The organism is Bradyrhizobium sp. (assembly GCF_030654605.1).
In the GTDB taxonomy this organism is placed as follows: Bacteria; Pseudomonadota; Alphaproteobacteria; order Rhizobiales; family Xanthobacteraceae; genus Bradyrhizobium.
Genome location: NZ_JAURXB010000169.1, coordinates 17,662 through 33,837 on the forward strand (window position 1 = coordinate 17,662; position 16,176 = coordinate 33,837).

Here is a 16,176-nt window from a genome sequence, read left to right on the forward strand (position 1 = left end):
GGCTCGCAATGACGGACTACGCCGTCTTCGCCGCCTTCAGCCCCAGCTTCGCCTCGACCGCATCGCGCATCAGGAACTTCTGCACCTTGCCGGTCACCGTCATCGGAAACTCCTCGACGAATTCGACGTAGCGCGGGATCTTGTTGTGGGCGATCTGGCCCTGGCAGAAGGCGCGGACCTCGTCGGCGGTCAGGGTTTCGCCTGATCGTACCCGGATCCAGGCGCACAGCTCCTCGCCGTAGCGGGCGTCGGCGACGCCGAAAATCTGCACGTCCTGGATCTTCGGATGGCGGTAGAGGTATTCCTCGATCTCGCGCGGATAGAGGTTGTCGCCGCCGCGGATCACCATGTCCTTGATGCGGCCGACGATGTTGCAATAGCCCTCGGCGTCGATGATGGCGATGTCGCCGGTGTGCATCCAGCCGCTCGCATCGAGCACTTCGGCGGTCTTTTCCGGCTCGTCCCAATAGCCCAGCATGACGCTGTAGCCGCGGGTGCAGAGTTCGCCGCGTTCGCCGCGCGGTACGATGCGGCCTTCGAGGTCGACCACCTTGACCTCGACATGCGGATGGATGCGCCCGACGGTGGAGACCCGTCGCTCCAGCGGATCGTCGGTGGCGCTCTGAAAACTGACCGGGCTGGTTTCGGTCATGCCATAGGCGATGGTGACGTCGCGCATGTTCATCTGCTCGTTGACGCGCCGCATCACCTCGATCGGGCAGGGCGCGCCGGCCATGATGCCGGTGCGCAGCGACGAAAGGTCGAACTTCGCAAAATCGGGATGGTCGAGTTCGGCGATGAACATGGTGGGCACGCCGTACAGCGCCGTGCATTTCTCCCGCTCGACGGTCTGCAGCGTCGCCAGGGGATCAAAACCCTCGCCGGGATAGACCATGGCGGCGCCTGATGTGACCGAGGCCAGATTGCCCATCACCATGCCGAAACAATGATAGAGCGGCACCGGAATGCAGATGCGGTCGGCCTCGGTAAGGCGCATCGCGCGGCCGACGAAATAGCCGTTGTTGAGAATATTGTGGTGAGTCAGCGTGACGCCCTTGGGCGCTCCCGTGGTGCCGCTGGTGAACTGGATGTTGACGGCGTCGTCGAACTGCAGGGTCTTGCCGAGTGCGGCGAGCTCGTCGCGGTGGCGCGCGTTGCCCATGCCGGCGACCGCTCCAAACGGTATGGTGCCTGATGCGGCCGGGCCGCCGATCTGGATCACCGCCCGCAAGTGCGGCAGCCGCGCCGCCTGCAGCTCGCCCGGCGTTGCCGTCGCCAGCTCCGGCAGCAGTGTGTTCAGCATCCCTATGTAGTCGGAGGTCTTGAACGCGGTCGCCGTCACCAGCGCGGCGCAGCCGACTTTTGCCAAGGCGAATTCGAGTTCGCTCAAGCGATAGGCCGGATTGATGGTGACGAGAACGAGGCCGGCCTTGGCGGCGGCAAACTGCGTCAGCGCCCATTCCGGCCGGTTCAGCGACCACACCCCGATGCGCGCGCCGCGTTCCAGCCCGAGCGCGAGAAAGCCCGCCGCCAGCGCATCGACCCGCGCGGCCAGTTCGGCCCATGTCCATCGGACGTCATGGCTCGGCGACACCAGCGCCTCGCGCTTCGCCCAGCGCCGCGCCGCCTGATCCAGCGTGCGCCCGATGGTATCGCCCAGCAACGGCGCATCCGCGATGCCGCAGACGTAGCTATCCGCAATTTCGGTCAAGTCGGTCTCTCCAAAAAAATCCAGTCTATCAGCGTCATTGATGGATAATACAAACAACGCGGTCATCGCCCGGCTTGACCGGGCGATCCAGTATCCAGAGACGGTCGTGTTCAACCGAGGAGCCTCGGCGTACTGGATCCCCCGCATGCGCGGGGGATGACGAGTTGTGGGTGGGCGAGGTCGTGCGCTCTTCTCTCACGCCGCGCGCTGCGCCGCATCGAGCCCGGCATAGACGCCGCGCTCGAGGCCCGCAAAAGCTTCAAGGCATTTGCCGTCTGCGAACGGCAGCACCTGCATCAGGATCACGCCGGCGACGTTACGCGCCGGATCGATCCAGAAATAGGTGTTGGCGAGGCCGGCCCAGGCCAGGCTGCCGGGACTGCGGCCCTCCGGTGTCTTGCCGGTGTTGATCAGGAAGCTGAGCCCCCATTTCTTGTCCATGCCGGGATAGAGGTCGACGTCGTTGGTGTAGGCAGGCGCCACCGAAATCATCTTGCCGACGTTGAGGTCGCCGATGTTGTTCTGGCTCATCAGCGCCACGGTCTCGGGCTTCAGCACCTGGTTGCCGTTGCCCTTGCCCTTGTTGAGGATCATCTGGGTGAACTTGATGTAGTCGCCCGCCGTTCCGTAAAGCCCGCCGCCGCCCATGTGGAACTCCGGATTCTGTTCCAGTTCGAACGGGATCGCGGCCAGCGCGCCGTTCTCGCCGCGGGCGTGCATGCCGACCAGGCGCTTGCGCTGGGCGTCGCCGATCTTGAAGGCGGTATCGCTCATGCCGAGAGGCGCCAGCATGTGATCGCGCAGATAGGCATCGAGCTTCTTGCCGCTGACCGCCTCGATCGCCTTGCCGACGAAATCGATGTTGGTGCCGTATTCCCAGCGCGTGCCGGGGTCGCTCGCCAGCGGCGTCTTCAAGGCCGCGTTCTGGCAGGTGGTGATGGGCGGAATACCCGCTTTCCCGAGATAGGTTGCCATGTCACCGTTCCACATGTCGTAGGCGAAGCCGGCGGTGTGGGTCATGAGCTGGCGCAGCGTGATCGGCCGCGTTGCCGGGCGCAGTTTCGGCTCGCCGCTGGCGTCGAAACCTTCCAGCACCTGCGGTGAAGCGAGATCGGGCAGGATCTTGCTGATGGGGTCGTCGAGCGAGAGCTTGCCCTGCTCGACCAGCTGCATGCCCGCTGCCGTGGTGATGGCCTTGGTCATCGACGCGATCCAGAACACGCTGTCGGCCGTCATGGCGTTATCCTTGGGGTCGTCCTTGGACAGGTCGCGTTTGCCGAACGCGCCCTGGTAGATCACCTCATTGCCGTTGGCCGCCATCGCGACCACGCCGGGAATCTCGCCGGCGTCGCATTTCTGGCGCAGCACCTGATCGATCTGAGCTTGACTCTGCATGGGTCACCTCCCGATTTATTGTTGATTGAAGTGCCCGATCATCCTCCCGCCGCCCGTTTCCCGCAAGCGTGCGCGGCGGACAGGGTCCCGGATCGCGCGCTCGTGATGATGGCGGGTGTGACAGGCAATGGGCGTTGGCCCATAAGCATGCGGGAAGGACCGAGCGGCAACACGAGGTCAGATTTTGCGGTGGACGGGTTGCAATTCCGATGACCGCACCCGATATCCGGGCTATGTTCGAAGCGCGCTGTGCCGCGGAACTATTTTGTCGATAAAGCGTTTGAAACGCAGCGGAATTTGGTGCTGCCGGCCGTCCATTTTGATACAATTGGTAGCGATTTTTTCTTGATGACGAGGGGGCGGAGATGATCTCGACCTGGAGCGAATGGAAGCGGTATCCCCGGGCAGGGCGCGGCGACAATCTGGAAGCGCCGATCACCCCCGGCATCTATGAAGTCCGCGTCGCCGGTACCGGCGCGCTGCACTCGTTCGGCGCGGTCGACAATCTGGCGCAGGCGCTGGCGCTGCTGTCGGTCGGTCCGAAATCATGGTTCGGCCGCCGCGACCCGGAAAAGCTGCCGGATCTCGAATATCGCACCTGCGCAACGCATTCCAAGGCCGCCGCCAAGGCTGCCGCGGAGCGCATGATCGGCCGCCGCGAAACCTATATGAGCGGCGCGGCCTGAATCGTTGCGATGGGCCGTTGATGCATCGCGGTCCGTTTGCGCCTATATTCGGCTCCAAGGCCAAAAGCATCCCAAGGAGCAACGCCATGACCCCGACCGCCGCTGCAGCCCGTACCTCGTCCTCCGCGCTATCCCTGCGCGATCGCCTGAAGGACCCCTCGCTGCTGCGCGAGCAGTGCTACATCGACGGCGCCTGGACCGGCACCCCAGCCAATCCCGTCACCAATCCGGTCAATGGCGTCGAGCTGGCCAAGGTGCCGAAGCTGAGCACCGCGGAAGCCACGCTGGCCGTCGAAGCCGCCGAGCGCGCGTTTCCGGCCTGGGCCAAATTCACCGCCAAGCAGCGCTCCAACATCCTGCGCAAATGGTTCGACCTGATCATCGCCAACCGCGAGGATCTCGCGCTGATCCTCACCTCCGAGCAGGGCAAGCCGCTGGCGGAAGCGCTGGGCGAAGTCGATATCGGCGGCGCCTATGTCGAGTTCTTCGCCGAGGAGGCGCGGCGGGTCTATGGCGAAACCATTCCGACGCAGCGGGCCGACGCGCGGCTGCTCGCCATCAAGCAGCCGATCGGCGTCTGCGGCGCGATCACGCCGTGGAATTTTCCCTGCTCGATGATCACCCGGAAAGTCTCGCCGGCGCTGGCCGCCGGCTGCACCGTGGTGCTGAAGCCCGCCAACGAGACGCCGCTCACCGCGCTGGCGCTGGTGGCGCTGGCGGAAAAGGCCGGCGTGCCCAAGGGCGTGTTCAATATTCTCACCGGCAATTCCTCCGCGATCGGCAAGGTGCTGTGCGAACATCCCGCGGTACGCTTCGTCGGCTTCACCGGTTCGACCGAGGTCGGCAAGATCCTGTACCAGCAGGCCGCGGTCGGCGTGAAAAAACTCGGGCTCGAGCTCGGCGGCAACGCGCCGTTCGTGGTGTTCGACGACGCCGATATCGACGCCGCGGTCGACGGCGCCATGGTCTCGAAATACCGCAACATGGGCCAGACCTGCGTCTGCGCCAACCGCCTCTATGCCCAGGACGGGATCTACGACCAGTTCGTCGAAAAGCTGTCGAAAAAAGTAGCTGCCATGAAGATCGGGGACGGCACCGAGGCGGGTGTGACGCAGGGCCCGCTGATCAACATGGACGCGATCGACAAGGTCGAGAAGCACATTGCCGATGCGGTCAAGGGCGGTGCGAAGATCGTCATCGGCGGCAAGCGCCACGCGCTTGGCGGCAGCTTCTTCGAACCGACCGTGCTGTCCAATGTCGCGCCCGACGCGCTGGTCGCGCATGAAGAAACCTTTGGGCCGCTGGCGCCGGTGTTCCGCTTCAAGGACGAGGCCGACGTGATCGCGATGTGTAACAACTCGCCGTTCGGTCTGGCGTCGTATTTCTATTCGCGCGATCTCGGGCGGGTCTGGCGGGTCGCCGAAGCCCTGGAGTCCGGCATGGTCGGCGTCAACACCGGCCTGATCACGACAGAGGTAGCCCCCTTCGGCGGCGTCAAGGAATCAGGCCTCGGCCGCGAAGGTTCGCATCACGGCATGGAAGAATATGTCGAGATCAAATATGTGATGATGGCGGGGATATAGCCCAACCGGCTCGTCGCCCCGGCGAACGCCGGGGCCCATACGCCGCGGCCTCCCGGTTTGCGCACGGATGCCAGAGACCTTCGCACCATGCGAACATCGGTGGTTATGGGTCCCGGCGCGTAGGCCGGGACGACAAAGCCTACCTCCTGAGCACCGCGATCGTGCGATTGGCGAAGGTCAGTCGCTCGGCCATGACCGAGACGAAATAGGTCAGGAGCTTCTGGCTGAGCGCGGGATCGTCGGTCTTGATGGCCTCGAATTGCCTGGCGTCCAGCACGTAGAGGATGCTGGCGACTTCGGCCTGGATCGTGGCGTTGCGTGGCGCGCGCGAGACGAGGCCCATCTCGCCGATCGTGGTGTATCGGCCGAGGCTTCGCACCCGGGTGGTGCGGCCTTGATCCGCCGGGATCATGATTCCGACGCGTCCATCCAGGATGAAATGCATGGAATCGGCGACATCGCCGGCGCGAACGATGGTCTCGCCGGCGTCGACCTCCATACGCTGGCAGCGACGAATCAACGAAGCCGCATCCTGCTCGGTGCCGAGAATCTGGGTGAACCAGTCGCGCAAGGAGGCTTCTTCCTTCGCGAGGTCCTGATGCTGCGCAATGATCTCGTTCTCGCACCACTCCAGCGCGTGATCCAGTTCCGGCACGATGCTGACCTCGTCCGAAATGAATCCGCTGGAGCGCAGCGCCCTTTCCGCCGCGGGCGACAGGTGCACCAGCACCGGCCTGATACCAAGACCGAGCGCGGCGCGCTTGATCTGTGCAAAACTGTAGATGGCCGACGAATCGATGCCGGTGACGAGCTTGAAGTCGAACACCAGAAACCGGCATTCCGGCTGACGCGCGATCAGCGCCTTGACGTGCTGGTACAGCCGGTTGGCCGAACCGAAGAACAGATAGCTCTGCAGGTTCAGGCCCTGAATTTTGACGCCATGCGCGGCAAGCACGGCCTGATCGTCGCGCGAGCGATCCAGCGAACTGCGGTACTCCGAACCGTCGAAACTGAACTTGATCGAAGCGATGCGCGATGCGCTCAGTGCGAACGTCGCGCAACCGATCACGATGCCGATCAGCACGCCGGGGACGAAACCCCATTGCAGAATGATGACGATGATCGCCAGCAACGACACATATTCGGTCTTCGACAGCCGTCGCCGCGACTGGACGATCCATTTGTGCAGCTGATCCGCGCCCAGATAGATCAGGAGGCCGCCGAGGACGAATTTCGGCATGTAGCCGAGCAGCATCGGGGCCGCCCCCAGCATCAGGACGGAGACCGCGGCAACGATCAGGCCGGAAAGGCGGCCGGTGCCGCCGCCGTTGAAATTGAGCAGGGTTCGGCTGAATGAAATGCAGCCGGTAAAGCCGCCGGCCGCGCCCGACAGGATGTTGGCGATGCCGGTGACGTTCAGCTCCCGCTCCAGATTGGCCTCGCGATGCACCGCGACTTCGATGCCGGTGGTGTTGAACAATGCGCTTGTCGCAGTGACGAAGACGACCGCAATCAAATTGCCGAGCAGATCCGGCAAGGCATACCATGGATAATGGCCAATCTCGGTGGAGCTCCACGGCAGCATGAAGGTCACCTGCGGGGGCGCCTGAAAGGTCCAACCCCACGCCTGCGCCTCTGCCAGCGAGATCCCGGCGAGCCAGAACACCGCGTGAGTGGCGATTACCCCGCCGATCAGGATCAACGGCAATCCAAATGGACTGCGAGAGCGGTGCCAGGTCAGATACAGGATCGCCGCCATGGCACAGGCAGCACCCAGTTCGGACAGCATCAGCACGTTGGCGAACCGGTCGAGTGTAGCGAATCGAAGACGCTGGCCGGTGATGACTTCAACGGCACCCAGAACGATCAGGCAGCCGGTGGCGCCGAGGAAGCCGCCGACCACGGGGTAAGGTACGTAACGGATCGCACGGCCCATCCGCGTCACACCGAAGCCGCAAAGCACGATGCCGGTGGCGATGGCCGAAATTGCCAGCGTGATGAGAACCGGGGCGAGCAGGGCGGGCGACGGGTCGACCGCGATCATCCGTTCGACCAGCGATGAAGCCAATATGGCCGTTATCGCAGCGGTCGACGTATCCACGCCGCCGACCGCGAAGCGCAACGAACTTCCAAGCGCCAGGACGACAGCGAGAATCGCCGATGAAATGAAGGTGGCTGCAACGCCGTAGGACAAATACGGCGACAGCGGCCCGGAGAAGATCAGCAGCGCGTAGGACAGCCCGAAGGTGACGGTCAAAACGCTGGCGGCGCAGCCGCCGAGAACATCATTGAGCGCTGTCCGTGCCCTCGGACCGAAACTTGAGAAAAGATTGACCACGCGCTGATTTGTCCCTGCCGCCGGCCGTCAGTGGTAGACGACCGCGGCGCGGGGCGACAACAACATTTTTATGACAGCGCGAAGTCGCGATGGAAATAGTGCGAGCAATCCATCAGCAGCCGTCCCAGCGCGTGCACGGACGATGGCCGTTAGTCCGCTTTGCTGCCTCCAAACGCGCCATGTCGTCCGACGCCGGAGGCAAAGCGCGCAGCACCCGACAGCGTTTCGCCCGAGGCGATCACCGCGAGTCCGCCGCGCATTTCGTTGGCGATAGCGGCTTCCTCTTCGAGGTCCCATTGCCGCAGCGCCGACAGCCGGTCGGCGCGCAGGCAGGTTTGCGGGAAGGCCGCGATATCCCTGGCCAGCGCAATCGCCTGCGCGCGGGTTTCGCCCTTCGGTACCAGCCGGTTGGCAAGGCCCATACGCAGCGCCTCGGGCCCGCCGACCGGGCGTCCGGTCAGAATGAGATCGATCGCCTGTGAATGACCGATCAGCCGCGGCAAACGGATGGTGCCGAGATCGATCAGCGGCACGCCAAAGCGGCGGCAGAAGATGCCGAAAGTGGCGTCCTCGGCGACCACGCGCAGGTCGGCCCACAGCGCCAGCTCCATGCCGCCGGCCACCGCGAAACCTTCCACCGCCGCGATCACCGGCTTGGTCAGCCGCAGCCGGCTCGGGCCCATCGGGGCGATCGAATCGTGGCCGCCGATCTCGCGCTTCTTGTTGGGATCGCCCGATGCCACCGCCTTGAGGTCGGCGCCGGCGCAGAAATGACTGCCGGTGCCGGTGAACACCGCGACCGATGCCTCGGCGTCAGCGTCGAAGGCGAGGAAGGCATCGAACAGCCTTCGCGCAGTGGCGCCATCGACGGCGTTACGGCAATGCGGGCGATTGATGGAGACGATGGTCACCGGTCCATCGCGTTCGACGAGGACTGTGTCGGTGTCGGTCATGTGGCGCTCCCAGTCGCGTTAGCGTTGTCACGGAGTTTCGCATCGGAGCCGGCGGTTGAACAATCACTCCGGCCTATCAACATCATTGCGAGCAAAGCGAAGCAATCCACCTTCTCCGAGCTGCAGCAAAGCTGGATTGCTTCGTCGCAAGAGCTCCTCGCAATGACGGGCTCAGACGGCGAGCTCGCTCCCTGTCACGCGGCGATAGGCTTCGAGATAGCGCTTGCTGGTGGCGTCCACCACGCTGGCCGGCAGCGGCGGGGGCGGGGCGTCGCCGTTCCAGCGCCCGGCGCGGCGCTCGACATCGAGGTAATCGCGCAGCGGCTGCTTGTCGAAGCTCGGCTGCGGCTGGCCGGGGTGATAGGCATCCGCCGCCCAGAACCGCGAACTGTCGGGGGTCATCACCTCGTCGATCAGGATGATGCGTCCGTCCTGGTCGCGGCCAAATTCGAACTTGGTGTCGGCAATGATGATGCCCTGTTCGCGGGCGATCTTTTCGCCGAGCGTATAGACGGCGCGGCTCATGCTCTCCAGTTCGTACGCGACTTCGTCGCCCAGAACCTCGCGCATGCGCGCGATCGTGATGTTCTCGTCGTGACCGGTTTCGGCCTTGGTAGCCGGACTGAAGATCGCGGGCTCCAGTTTGGCGCTCTCCAGCAGGCCGGAGGGGAGCTTCTCGCCAGCCAGCGTGCCCTGTGCGGCGTATTCCTTCCAGGCCGAGCCGGAGATGTAGCCGCGGACCACGCATTCGATCGGGAATACCGTGGTGCGCTTGCACAGCATCGCGCGTCCGGAGAGCGAGGCGCGATGGCCCTGCAGCGCCGGCACTTGCTGGATGATTTCATCGGCATCGGCGCTGATCATGTGGTGATGCACCACGCCCTCGAGCAGCCCGAACCACCAGGCGCTGATTTGCGTGAGCACCGCGCCCTTCATCGGGATGGTCTCGGCCATCACCACGTCGAACGCGCTGATGCGGTCGGTGGTCAGGAGCAGCACGCGGTCGTCGCCGACGGCGTAGATATCGCGAACCTTGCCGCGGCCGATCCGGGGAAGGGGCAGGTCGCTGGCGAGCATGGTGGTCATCGGGGCACTTTCAAAGGGGAACGATCGCGCTTGCGCGCGAGAGACGCACGAAGAGGGATAGCTCACTCCGGCAGCGGAATGAACTCATGCTCGTCGGGAACATGGACAAAACGGCCGGTTTTCCAGTCCTGCTTGGCCTGCTCGATCCGCTCTTTGCTGGAAGAGACGAAATTCCACCAGAGATGACGCGGTCCTTCCAGCGCGTCGCCGCCGAGAAACATCATCCGCGTCGGTGTTATCGTGTCGACCGTGATGCGGTCGCCCGGCCGGAAGATCAGCAGCCGTGGCCCCTGGTAGCGGTCGCCCGCGATTTCGATTTCGCCGTCGACCACGTAGATCGCGCGTTCCTCATGGTCGGGGTCGAGCGGCACGCGGATGCCGGCCTGTGCCGTTACCTCGGTGTAGAACCAGGGCGACACCATCGTCACCGGCGAGGTCACGCCGAAGGCGCTGCCTGCGATCACGCGGGCGGTGAAGCCGCCATCCTGAACCGTCGGCAGGCTGGCGGCGGCGTAATGCTGAAACGACGGGGCGATTTCTTCCGAGGCGGCCGGTAATGCGATCCAGCTCTGCAGGCCGAGCATCTTCTGGCCGCTCGCCCGCTGCACGTCCGGCGTCCGCTCGGAATGCGCGATGCCGCGCCCGGCGGTCATCAGGTTCATCGCGCCGGGCTGGATTTCCCTTATATTGCCCTCGCTGTCGCGGTGCATGATGCTGCCGTCGAACAGATAGGTGACCGTGGCGAGCCCGATATGCGGATGCGGGCGAACGTCCATGCCCTTGCCGGACATGAACTGCACCGGCCCGAAATGGTCGAAGAAGATGAAGGGGCCGACCATCTGCCGCTTGCCATGCGGCAGCGCGCGGCGCACCGCGAATCCGTCGCCGAGGTCGCGGGTGCGCGGCACGATGACCAGCTCAAGCGCGTCGCAGGAGAGGGGGTCGCCGAGAACGGGATCGTCGGAGGGATGCCAGCTCATGAAGTCTCCAGCGGTTTGAGCCATTATCTTGCGCCGGCGCCGCAGTGACAAGCCGGCATCCCCGTGGACCGGCCTCTCCGCCATCGCTGGAGGGCGAAACGGGTGGCCGGTCGGTGTAAATCCAACGCTTTTGCAAGGCATGTTTCAGCCGGCCGCGCAACCTGTAGTCGAAATTGACCATTTCCAAACTCGCATGGCAGATAAGCGTGTCGCGACGCCGTGACAGATCGTATCCTGTGAATGTATGAATATAAGTCGTTTTCCGGCCGGACCATGCTGATTCTGGCCATCCGCGACAACGCAGCCGAACTGTCCCCATGACCGACGTCGCCGCACAAGTCCAGAAGCTGCTGCGCCAGCAGGCGGCGATCGCCCGATTCGGCAGCTTCGCGCTTCGCGAGCGGGATCTGGACAAAATCCTCGCCGAAGCGGTCCGGGTCTGCGCCGAAGGCCTCGGCGCTCCCTTCTGCAAGGTCTGCCGCTACCGCTCCGAGGAGGACGATCTGCTGATCGTCGCCGGCCATGGCTGGCAGGATGGCGTGGTTGGCAACGTGGTGTCGCGCGCCGACATGAGCTCGCCGCAAGGCCGCGCCTTCACCACCGGCCTGCCATCGATCATCGACAACCTGCAGCAGGTCAGCGGTTTCAATCCGCCGCCGTTTTACGCCGCGCACGGCATCGTCTCGATCATCGACGTCATCATCAAGGGCATCGACGATCAGCCCTACGGCATTCTCGAGGTCGACAACGACAAGCAGCAGGAATACGACCAGCACGACGTCATTTTTCTGACGGCGTTTGCCAACGTGCTGGCCGAAGCGGTCTCGACCGCTGCCCGTGGCTTGGCCCTGCAGTTTACCGTCGATCAGATGAAGGCCCTGGTCGAGGAAAAGGACCGGCTGCTCTACGAGAAGAACGTCTCCGATCTGCAGCTCATGCAGGCCCAGAAGATGGAAGCGGTCGGTCAATTGACCGGTGGCGTCGCGCACGACCTCAACAATATTCTCACCGTCATTACCGGAACCATCGAGATCCTCGCCGAAGCCGTCGCGGACCGCCCCGAGCTTCTGGCAATCGCGAAAATGATCGACGACGCCGCGGCGCGCGGTGCCGATCTGACCCAGCGCCTGCTCGCAGTCGCCCGCAAGCAGCCGCTGCAGCCGCGTGAGGTCGACGTCAATTCACTGGTGACCCAGACAGCCAATCTGCTGCGGCCGACGCTCGGCGAGCAGATCGAGATCCACATGACGCTCGCCGGGGACACGTCGCGCGCGCTGATAGACCCCAGCCAGCTTACCAATGCGGTTCTCAATCTCGCGCTCAACGCCCGCGACGCGATGCCGGACGGCGGCAAACTCACCATCGAGACCTGCAACGTCATCCTCGACGAGGAATACGCCAGCAAGACCAGCGATGTCACTGCGGGAAATTACGTGCTGGTCGCAGTGACCGATTCCGGGCACGGCATTCCTGCCGCCATCCTGAATAATGTGTTCGAGCCATTCTTCACCACCAAGGATGTCGACAAAGGATCCGGCCTCGGCCTCAGCATGGTCTATGGATTCGTCAAGCAGTCCAATGGACACATCAAGATCTACAGCGAGGAGGGCCACGGCACGACGGTGAGAATCTACCTGCCTCAAGCGACGGGCGTCGCTCCGGCTGCCGGGTTGGCGAGCGAGCCAAACATTGAAGGCGGCCATGAGACGATATTGGTCGTTGAGGACGACAGTCTGGTGCGAACCTTCGTGATCGGCCAAATCCAGAGCCTCGGCTACGCCACGCTGGCGGCGGTCGATGCCAGGGAAGCCATGGCCGTGATCAATGGCCCGGAGAAAGTCGATCTGCTGTTCACCGACATGATCATGCCGGGATCGATGAACGGCCGCCAGCTGGCGGATGCAGCAGTGCAGCGAAGGGCCTCGCTGAAGGTGTTGTTCACGTCGGGCTATTCGAACGAGGCCATCATTCACCACGGCCATCTCGACGCCGGGGTGCTGCTGCTCGCCAAGCCCTATCGCAAGTCGGATCTTGCCCAGATGATTCGCGCCGCGCTTGCTGCCTGACATCAGGTAGCGGATACTGTTCCATGAAAATGGAAGCGGTGATGATTGCTCCCCTCAGGCCCGGCGTTTCACTTGCGCAACCGAACGGTCCCGTGGTCGAGACCGCGCGTCTGAGGCTGCGGCAATGGCGCAGCGCCGATATCGCGCCATACACCGCGATGCTGGCCGATCCCCCTACCGCGCGGTTCATCACCGTCGACGGCAATCCCGTGATCGACGAGATGACCGGCTGGCGACACAGCGTCGTCATGGCCGGTCACTGGTCGCTGCACGGCGCCGGCATGTTCGCGGTCGAGGAAAAGGAAAGCGGAAAATTCATCGGACGGGTCGGGCCGTGGTTTCCGCCGGCGTGGCCGGAGTTTGAAATCGGCTGGGGCATTGCCAGGGAAGCCCAGGGCAAGGGTTACGCCGTCGAGGCGGCGCGCGCGTCGATCGACTGGGCCTTTGCCACGTTCGCCATCGAGCGGGTGATCCATTGCATCGACCGCGAGAACGCCGCGTCGCAAGCCGTGGCGCGGCGGCTCGGCGCCGAAAAGCACCGCGAGATCGAACTGTTCGGCCACCTCGCGGATGTCTGGGTGACGTCGCGCGACCGATGGCAACGCCCGCGATGAAAAGGCTGGGCCAGATGCTGCGAATTGAAACCGGCGATGGCCGGCGTTAGGTTCGGCCCTGTCATCGCCATCAGGGAAATCGTGATCTCATGCTGTCGCCAATCGATCTAGCGCTGGTCGCGGGGACGACGACGCTGCTGGTATTGCTGGCGGCGCTGCTGTTGCGCGATTTCAGGACCGTTGCCGCCGGCCGGCTGGCCGCGGGTTTTGCGCTGGGCTCCGCGGCCCATGCCCTGACGGCAACGATCGGCTTCGCCGTGCCGGTGACACCGTGGCACGCGGCCCTGATCGCGGTCTCCACCGCCAACGCCGTGGTGTTCTGGCTGTTCGCGCGGGCCCTGTTCGACGACGCGTTTCAATTGCGGCGCTGGCATGCCGTGCCATGGGCCGCCGTTGCGAGCTTAAGTCTCGTCAATTGCCTCGTGCTGGCACCCGCGCACATACTGGATCCGCGAATTTTCGCCATCGTCATGACCGCGATTTCGCTGGCTTTCGTGGCGCTCGCGGTCGGCCAGACCATTGCCTCGTGGTCGAGCGACCTGGTCGAGGACCGTCGGCGCCTGCGGGTGTTCGTCGTGGTCGCGACCGCGATCTATGCCGCCGTCAATGCGGGATTGCAGCTCCTGGTGTCCGGCAACGGCGCGCCCGGTGCTATCGCCACCGCGCACAATGCGATTCTCGCGGTTGTCGTGATTGCCCTTGCCTGTTCGCTGATGCGCATCAGGGGCGAGACGTTATTGCCTGCGGCCGAGACGTCAGGCGCCGTGGCCGAGCCTGCCAGCGAGCCCGATGTCGCCGATCGGAAGCTGCTCGATGCGCTGACGCGGCTGATGGCCGACGAGCGGATCTATCGCCATGAGGGCATCACCATCGGGACGCTGGCGACCAGGCTCGCCGTGCCCGAATACAGATTGCGGCGGCTGATCAATCAGCAGCTCGGCTACCGCAATTTCAACGTCTTCCTCAACAACCACCGGATCGAGGAGGCGAAAGCCGCATTGGCGGACCCGTCGCAGGCCGAGGTGCCCGTTATCACCATTGCGATGGATGCCGGTTTTCAGTCGCTCGGGCCGTTCAATCGGGCCTTCAAGGCCACCACAGGCGTCACACCGACCGAATATCGCAGGCTCAACGAGATCAGCGCCTGATCGGCAGGCTGTTGTAATTCCTCCGGTTTTTCGGAATCGGCGAGGCCCTTCCAGTTTCGGCCAGCGCGATTTCAAATCCGGCGAGCCGTCGCCGCCTGGTTAGGGCTGATGGCCGGCACGCGCTCATGCGTCATGCCGGAGGCCGAAGTGACCAATCGACGTCTTATCCTCACCCTCGCCGCGACCGCCGCCCTCAGTGCTCTGGCGCTGACGGCCGTGTGGGCCCGCGACATTCCCAGGGTCGCGACTGGTTTCGTCGCCAATGTGCTCTGCTCGGAGACCTTCGTTACCGGTGCCGATCCCGCCAGGATATTCGCCGAGACGACGGCCGCGATGCCCGGCACCGGCCTGATCGGCTGGGCGCTGGATTACAGAATCGACCGGGCGCGCAGGGATGTCACGGTGATGCTATTCGGTCTCGGCCGCAGCCACGCCGTCTATCGCGAAGGTCTTGGCTGCCATCTCGATCATGGCGGCGCGGTCGCGGATATCCCATTGCCTGCGACGGAAGCCAAACCGCCGCAACCAAGCCTGCCGGAGATCGCGGGACCTTCCGTGGTCGCGCCGCAGAGTCCGCAGCTTGCCGCAGCGCTCGACCGTGCCTTCGCCGAGCCCGAGCAGCCGCCATTCCGCCGTACCAAGGCGATTGTGGTGGTGAGGGATGGTCAGGTCGTCGCCGAACGCTATGCGAACGGTTACGGCGTCGAGACGCCGATCCTCGGCTTCTCCGCGACCAAATCGGTGATGTCGGCGCTGACGGGCATTCTCGTGCGCAAGGGCAAGCTCACGCTCGATCGGCCGGCACCGGTCGTCGCGTGGCAAGGCCCCGGCGATCCCAGGCAAGCGATCGCGGTCGATCATCTCCTGCGGCATACCGCGGGCCTGGCGCTCGGCAGTTCGCTGTCGGCTTCGCTCGCATCGGTGCTGGAGCCGGTCAATCGAATGAAGTTCATGGAGCCCGACATGGCGGCCTATGCCGAGAGTGTCGCACTCGAGACGCCGCCCGGCACCGCCTGGAACTACAATGACGGCAACACCGTCATTCTCTCGCACCTGATCCGCGACGCGGCGGGAGGTCGTGCCTCCGACGTGCTGCGGCTGGCGCGGCAGGAATTGTTCGATCCGCTCGGCATGCGCCATGTGACGCTCGAATTCGACGCCGCGGGCACGCCGGAAGGATCGAGCCAGATACTGATGCCCGCGCGCGACTGGGCGCGGTTTGGCCTGCTCTACCTCAACGACGGTGTCGCCGGTGCAAAGCGAATCCTGCCCGAGGGCTGGGTGAAGTACTCGGCCTCACCGACGCCCAACGCCTGGGTCGGTATGGGCGCCGGCTTCTGGACCAATCAGGGCGACAGCTTTGGCGCCAGCTACCGTATCGAGCGCGGCTGGCCCCGGGATGCCTTCTTCGCCAAGGGAACGATCGGACAATATGTCATCATCGTTCCATCCGAGCGATTGGTGATCGTCCGGCTCGGCCGCTCTCCGAACTGGCCGCCGGAGGCCGATGGCGTGTTCGACCTGGTCAGGGATGTGGTCGCGGCGACCGGCAACAAGGCTCACGCTTCCGCGGGAAACTAAGACTTTGATCGAGCGAAGTTCAGTACCTCGGCGAC

The 16,176-nt window shown here is 64.3% G+C and carries 12 protein-coding genes; 6 read left to right on the forward strand and 6 right to left on the reverse strand.

Annotated elements, in window-relative coordinates; translation table 11 throughout:
- Positions 1–16: 16 nt before the first annotated feature.
- Entirely contained in the window at positions 17–1,711 is a 1,695-nt protein-coding gene (locus Q7U29_RS15640) for an AMP-binding protein (protein ID WP_304742945.1), read from the reverse strand.
- Positions 1,712–1,906: 195 nt separating this feature from the next.
- The gene (locus Q7U29_RS15645; RefSeq protein WP_304742947.1) at positions 1,907–3,106 is read right to left on the reverse strand and encodes a serine hydrolase; all 1,200 of its coding nucleotides are present in this window, start codon (positions 3,104–3,106) and stop codon (positions 1,907–1,909) included.
- A gap of 365 nt (positions 3,107–3,471) precedes the next feature.
- On the opposite strand from Q7U29_RS15645, the gene Q7U29_RS15650 reads away from it, so the two are divergent.
- Complete coding sequence (locus Q7U29_RS15650; protein WP_304742949.1) at positions 3,472–3,792, forward strand: hypothetical protein; 321 nt, start codon at positions 3,472–3,474, stop codon at positions 3,790–3,792.
- Between the two features lie 86 nt (positions 3,793–3,878).
- Positions 3,879–5,375, forward strand: coding sequence for an NAD-dependent succinate-semialdehyde dehydrogenase (locus Q7U29_RS15655; RefSeq protein ID WP_304742951.1), 1,497 nt, complete (start codon positions 3,879–3,881; stop codon positions 5,373–5,375).
- Positions 5,376–5,514: 139 nt separating this feature from the next.
- On the opposite strand, the gene Q7U29_RS15660 is transcribed toward Q7U29_RS15655, so the two are convergent.
- The 4 genes from Q7U29_RS15660 to Q7U29_RS15675 all read right to left on the reverse strand — a co-directional run bounded on the left by Q7U29_RS15660 (position 5,515) and on the right by Q7U29_RS15675 (position 10,732).
- Positions 5,515–7,713: an SLC26A/SulP transporter family protein gene (locus tag Q7U29_RS15660; protein ID WP_304742953.1), complete on the reverse strand. Its 2,199-nt coding sequence runs from the start codon at positions 7,711–7,713 to the stop codon at positions 5,515–5,517.
- A gap of 149 nt (positions 7,714–7,862) precedes the next feature.
- A complete protein-coding gene (locus tag Q7U29_RS15665; protein ID WP_304742955.1) occupies positions 7,863–8,666 on the reverse strand; it encodes a crotonase/enoyl-CoA hydratase family protein in 804 nt (267 codons plus the stop codon).
- A 171-nt stretch (positions 8,667–8,837) separates the two neighbouring features.
- On the reverse strand, positions 8,838–9,752 hold the full coding sequence (locus Q7U29_RS15670; protein ID WP_304742957.1) for a phosphoribosylaminoimidazolesuccinocarboxamide synthase: 915 nt from the start codon (positions 9,750–9,752) through the stop codon (positions 8,838–8,840).
- Positions 9,753–9,814: 62 nt separating this feature from the next.
- Positions 9,815–10,732, reverse strand: coding sequence for a pirin family protein (locus Q7U29_RS15675; RefSeq protein WP_304742958.1), 918 nt, complete (start codon positions 10,730–10,732; stop codon positions 9,815–9,817).
- 317 nt (positions 10,733–11,049) lie between these two features.
- On the opposite strand from Q7U29_RS15675, the gene Q7U29_RS15680 reads away from it, so the two are divergent.
- The 4 genes from Q7U29_RS15680 (at position 11,050) to Q7U29_RS15695 (ending at position 16,141) form a co-directional block, all read left to right on the forward strand.
- On the forward strand, positions 11,050–12,798 hold the full coding sequence (locus Q7U29_RS15680) for an ATP-binding protein (RefSeq protein ID WP_304742960.1): 1,749 nt from the start codon (positions 11,050–11,052) through the stop codon (positions 12,796–12,798).
- Positions 12,799–12,821: 23 nt separating this feature from the next.
- Complete coding sequence (locus Q7U29_RS15685; protein WP_304742962.1) at positions 12,822–13,412, forward strand: GNAT family N-acetyltransferase; 591 nt, start codon at positions 12,822–12,824, stop codon at positions 13,410–13,412.
- A gap of 89 nt (positions 13,413–13,501) precedes the next feature.
- Positions 13,502–14,560, forward strand: a complete 1,059-nt coding sequence (locus tag Q7U29_RS15690; protein WP_304742964.1) for a helix-turn-helix domain-containing protein — start codon at positions 13,502–13,504, stop codon at positions 14,558–14,560.
- A gap of 147 nt (positions 14,561–14,707) precedes the next feature.
- Positions 14,708–16,141 (forward strand): serine hydrolase, encoded by a 1,434-nt coding sequence (locus tag Q7U29_RS15695; protein ID WP_304742966.1) that lies wholly within the window; start codon positions 14,708–14,710, stop codon positions 16,139–16,141.
- Positions 16,142–16,176: the final 35 nt, after the last annotated feature.